We start from the raw sequence: 5,399 nt of genomic DNA on the forward strand, positions 1-5,399 counted from the left end.
AAAGAGAGCAAGTGAGATGGAAAGAAAACTATCTAATGAGGTCATTAGAAGAATTACCTTTAGAAAAGAGAGCAAGTGAGATGGAAAGAAAACTATCTAATGAGGTCATTAGAAGAATTACCTTTAGAATTTTGATCTGTATAATAATTAATGAAAAAGAGAGCATTTTTCTCAAAAATGCTCTCTTTTTCTAGTAGGGGTCAACATACATATCCATCAAGCTAATATTTTTAAGTATCACGAAAACGGAAATTTTACCTTTTTACAGTTATTTATGAGAATTCAGCTTATTTTTTTCGTTTGGGGGAACAATTAATTTCTTAAGTTGATGGGCATGGGTCACCATATCATTTCGGGAAAATTGTACGTTTAGACACAATTTGGACACATTTCAACCAGTTCCCTGTACGTTAAGAAAACAACTACCCATTAACGGTGCTCGGACAAAATGCGAAAATCGTATATTATCAAGACCTAAATCCCCCAAAAACTTAAAATAAAAGGCCCTACATATTATATATGACTAATATGTTAGGGCCTTTTATTTTTGGTAATGAATTTTGAAACTGGATTTAAACAGTATTTTTCTCTATTTGGGTAGTAATAAATAAAGTCCCATAAACGGTCGTTTATGGGTTATGTGCTGAACATAATATCTTTATAATTTAACGTTATATTAATCCAATAAAAAGATAAATGGCAGTTCCCCAGATAAACAGGGCGGAGCATTTGTTGAATATGTTCATTAAACCTCCTGTACCATCTATCTTCTTCATGACTGTACCTGCGAACGTTAATCCAAAGAACCAAATCCAAGATACTGTAATACATGTGATTGTAAAAATAACTTGTTCCGTTCCGACATATTTTAATGCACTTGTTCCAATAACACCAACTATATCTAAGAGGGCATGAGGGTTTAATAAAGAAACCGATAAAGCAAAGATGATTTGTTGACGGATTGGTAATGCTTTATTCGTTTCATTTGTAGTTGGCTCAGACCTCCAAATAACATATCCCATGTAAAGTAAAAACAAAATTCCAGCAATCATTAGGCTAAGTCGTAGCCATTCAAATTGTAAAACGATAGTAGATAGACCAAAAACGGCTAAAAGAATTAAAAATGTATCACATAGTGCAGCTGTAACAGCCGCCGGAAGTGCTCGAATTAGTTTTGGCTGTGTGGCTCCTTGTGAAAATACAAATACATTCTGTACCCCTAAAGGTAAAATGAGTCCGAATGCTAAGATTATTCCATGAACAATGGCTTCCATATAATCAACTCCCTTTCAATTACTATCGTACTATGATAAAACTAAAAGAAAACAACCAATTGGATGGTTTTTTATCCACCCAATTTAGGAGGGAATTAGATGAAATGGAAACCAAATCGTCATTCTCATTTGACCGTTCAAGAGCAAATTATAGATTGGATAAAGTCTCATATTGAGCGAGGTGATTGGACTGTTGGCACAAAAATTCCAACACAGCGCCAACTTGCAACGCAATTTAATGTGAACCGAAGTACTGTGCAACTTGCGCTGGATGAATTAAGGGCGGATGGTTTGCTCGAATCTAAAGTGGGATCAGGGGTATTTGTGGCCAATAATTCGTGGAATGTGCTTTTGAACAGATCTCACCCAAATTGGCAGCAACACATTGAATCAAGTATTCATAAACCAAACTACCATACGATTCAACTCATCAACGAATATGAGCAAATGGATCATATCATCCGTCTTGGAACAGGTGAATTATCACCAGAATTACTCCCAACGAAACAAATTGAACAGTCGTTAAAAAAGATTTCACTTGAATCAAAGGCAATTGGCTATTCATCACCACAAGGAAGTGAAAAGCTTCGAGGGGGTTTATGTAATTATTAAAAAAAACGCGGTATTCAAACAACACCAGAGAACATTTTAATTGTTTCAGGTGCACTTCAAGCACTTCAATTAATTGCAGTTGGATTATTAGAAGAAAGATCCATTGTCTTCCAAGAACAACCTTCTTATTTAAATTCTGTGCACCCCTTTCAATCCGCCGGGATGCGTATGATTTCAGTTTCCAGGGATGCACATTTAACAGACAATCTACGGGCACTCAAAAGAAAAAGACAATCTTTATTTTACTGTGTACCAACATTACACAATCCGACAGGGTATAATTGGTCGGTGGAAGAAAAGAGCAACCTATACAATACGTGCAAAGAGCTACAAATCCCGATTATTGAAGATGATGTGTATCACGAACTGTTATTTGAATCATCATCTCCTGCCATAAAGTCATTTGATACATCAGGGCAAGTTCTTTATATCGGTAGTGTATCCAAAACGCTAAGTCCTGGATTACGGATCGGTTGGGTTGTTGCACCTTCACCTGTAATTGAGCGATTAGCTGATATTAAAATGCAAACAGATTATGGTTCAAGTGCCTTTTCTCAAGAAATCGTCGCACACTGGATATCATCCGGCTTATACGAAAAGCATCTGATTACACTTCGTAAACAATTGAAAAGAAGGGCTACATTTGTAGAAAAAATATTAGAACAGCAATTTCAAAAAATCGCTACATGGAAAAAATCTGAGGGTAGTTTTTATATATGGCTCAGGTTTCATGAACCTATTGTAAATAAGGCGCTATTTTTAAAGTTACTTAAACAAAATGTTTTGATCAATCCAGGTTATATATATGAACCAAGCGATTTACATCATATTCGTCTGTCTTATTCCTATGCATCATTGGAAGAATTAAAAAAAGGATTAAATATTTTACTAGAACTAAGCCGGCATTAATTCTTATCTTAAATGCATTGAATACTCTATTTGTGTATTTCCCTAAAATATATATTATTGCATAAAATCCATGAAAAGATGTTAGTACCCCTTTATCAGACGGTTCTGGTGCAAAAAATTCGAGATTCTTGTAAGTAATCTCCAAAACTTGGACAAACTGATACTAGTACTCTAAAAAAGGACGTGATCAATATGGAAAAGCAAAGTCTATTCAAGTGGAAACATTATCAACCAGATATAATCTTGCTAACTGTGCGATGGTACCTACGGTATAATTTGAGCTTTCGTGATTTGGTGGAAATGATGGAAGAACGTGGATTATCAATAGCCCATACAACCATTATGCGATGGGTTCATCAGTATAGTCCTGAATTAGATAAGCGATTACGGCGTCATCTGAAATCAACCAATGATTCTTGGCGAGTCGATGAAACATATGTGAAAGTCAAAGGTCAGTGGATGTATTTGTATCGTGCTGTTGATTCAAAAGGAAACACCAGTGATTTTTATCTCAATAAAACCAGAGACAGCGAGGCTGCAAAGCGATTCTTTAAGAAAGCTTTGCTGTCTTTTCATGTTTCTAAGCCTCGTGTTATAACGGTTGATAAGAATCCGGCTTATCCAATGGCAATAGAAAAATTAAAGAAAGAGAAAAAGATGCCAGAAGGTATCCAAATTAGGCAAGTGAAGTACCTCAATAATATAGTCGAACAAGATCATCGATTTATTAAAAAGCGAGTTCGTTCTATGTTAGGATTTAAATCTTTTTACACAGCGAAATTCACTATTTCTGGAATTGAAGCGATACATATGATAAAAAAACAGCAACTTATTTTACGGGACCAGTCTGTTCAAAATCAGAATATCTTTATCAATCAATTATTTGGATTAACTGGATAAAGGATGATTCCGTTAGGAATTTACTACCCTTTTCATTTTCCGTTATATATTTGCACCAAAACCAGGAATTTCACAACACGTACTTTTCATTAGTTTTCGTAACATATATTATCGGTAGTTATTAGTAAACGTGATTTTATATCTCAAAATGAAGAGAATTCTTGTGTTATTGAGACGAGAAAGGTGAATTGCTTCATTTTTTAGGTTCTGTGTCGCTGATATTATTATGTAACAAACAGTTCTAGGATGTTGACCGGACCTTCTCATAAATGAAACTCTTATCACGAGATTAGTATTCTTTTAAACAACAAGTTTTAATACTGAGTCAAAAATATTTTATATCTCAAAAAGTATAGTATTCTTGTTTTTTTGAGATATACAAGAAAAATACATAGTTTATGTAGCCTCCCTTTGAATAAAATTGACAACAGAATCCAATATCATAAGTATCTAATTGTATGAAAAAATTTTTGCAACCACAAGCAAAGAACCGCTTCTGAATAGATACAGAAGCGGTTCTTTGCTTGTGGTTACTGGATTCATGGGATCGCTTTTTCTGTGAATCCTTCAACAATAAAAAGCTTTTATAATTCCATCCATTATAATAATATCTTACGGATTTCCTCTGTACTTAGATCTGTGAATTTCGCAATGTCTTCTAGCGGCATACCATTCTTATGCATACCACGAATTAATTGGATTTTTCCTTCTTCTAAACCTTCTTCACGAGCATGTGCTAGCTTAGCTTGTTCATCTAAAAGTAATTTCTCTCGAGCTTCATATGCTGTTCGGAAAGAAGAGTCATGGCTCATATTTTCCCATTTATTTATTGCCTTTTGTAAAATTGGATCTTGATTCATCGCAATCTCCTCCAATGTTTGAGTTAAATGTTCATCTTCATGTGCTGGTAATAATAACATCCAACGACAACGAACAAATGTATTTTCCCACGGGTTTACTTTTTCTTCACGCCATTGTTTTACCAATTTCGGTATCTCTACAAAATGGATTTCAATGTCGTCACTTAATAGTTGCTGCATTTTTGTATTCCATAATTGTCCGATGGTATGAAATGCGTCATCCTGAGAAAACAAAATAAAATCTAATAAGTTAATGGTAATTGTTTTCCGAAGTGAACGATATGGCATTCCTTCTTGCATTTGGGATGTATAAAGTTTACTCCAATAATATAAAGATCGCTTCACCATATCATGTGTATTCCGAAGCTGAATTTCGATATTTACTTGTGTCCCATTATCTAGCGTTGCTAATAGGTCTAAAATCGATAACTTATCATCTTCATAAGATTTATGGAGATGTGGATCTTCTAGTTGTAGCGATGTAATAGGTGCATCTAAAGATTCTTTTAGAATTGCATTTAAGAAACCAGTTAAAATTTCCTCATTTCCTTTCGTCCCAAATAACTGTTTAAAAGCAAAATCAATGCGTAAATTTACTAATTTAGTGGACATGGATTTCCTCTCCCTGTCTATATCATCTCTTATTCTTATTGTACATAAAAAAAGGTGGAACATGCAAATAAGCTCTTAGGGGTCACCCTACATGCCCATCAACTTAAGAATTTTATAACGCTCCCTAAAATGAAAAAAATACGCTATTCTTTCTGTAGACTCATAGGAAAGGATGGCGTTTTTGTATGTCTATTTCTGTATCTGATGAATTACAACTATTTGCTCAAGAAAT

At 34.4% G+C, this 5,399-nt stretch carries 4 protein-coding genes and 1 pseudogene; 3 read left to right on the forward strand and 2 right to left on the reverse strand.

The window, feature by feature from the left end; genetic code table 11:
* The coding region (locus tag AZF08_RS31570) for a hypothetical protein (RefSeq protein ID WP_235604078.1) at positions 1-194 on the forward strand (194 nt) is incomplete at its 5' end.
* Positions 195-671: 477 nt separating this feature from the next.
* On the opposite strand, the gene AZF08_RS22965 is transcribed toward AZF08_RS31570, so the two are convergent.
* The gene (locus AZF08_RS22965) at positions 672-1,274 is read right to left on the reverse strand and encodes a LysE/ArgO family amino acid transporter (protein ID WP_033679192.1); all 603 of its coding nucleotides are present in this window, start codon (positions 1,272-1,274) and stop codon (positions 672-674) included.
* Between the two features lie 99 nt (positions 1,275-1,373).
* Between AZF08_RS22965 and AZF08_RS22970 the strand changes: the two are divergent.
* Together AZF08_RS22970 and AZF08_RS22975 are read left to right on the forward strand one after the other, a co-directional pair.
* Positions 1,374-2,795, forward strand: a pseudogene (locus AZF08_RS22970) (aminotransferase-like domain-containing protein).
* 192 nt (positions 2,796-2,987) lie between these two features.
* A complete protein-coding gene (locus tag AZF08_RS22975) occupies positions 2,988-3,695 on the forward strand; it encodes an IS6 family transposase (RefSeq protein ID WP_033679191.1) in 708 nt (235 codons plus the stop codon).
* 599 nt (positions 3,696-4,294) lie between these two features.
* Here the strand turns inward: AZF08_RS22975 and AZF08_RS22980 are convergent.
* The gene (locus tag AZF08_RS22980) at positions 4,295-5,167 is read right to left on the reverse strand and encodes an Rpn family recombination-promoting nuclease/putative transposase (RefSeq protein WP_063177384.1); all 873 of its coding nucleotides are present in this window, start codon (positions 5,165-5,167) and stop codon (positions 4,295-4,297) included.
* Between the last annotated feature and the right edge of the window lie 232 nt (positions 5,168-5,399).

Source organism: Bacillus gaemokensis (assembly GCF_001590835.1).
Lineage (GTDB): Bacteria > Bacillota > Bacilli > Bacillales > Bacillaceae_G > Bacillus_A > Bacillus_A gaemokensis.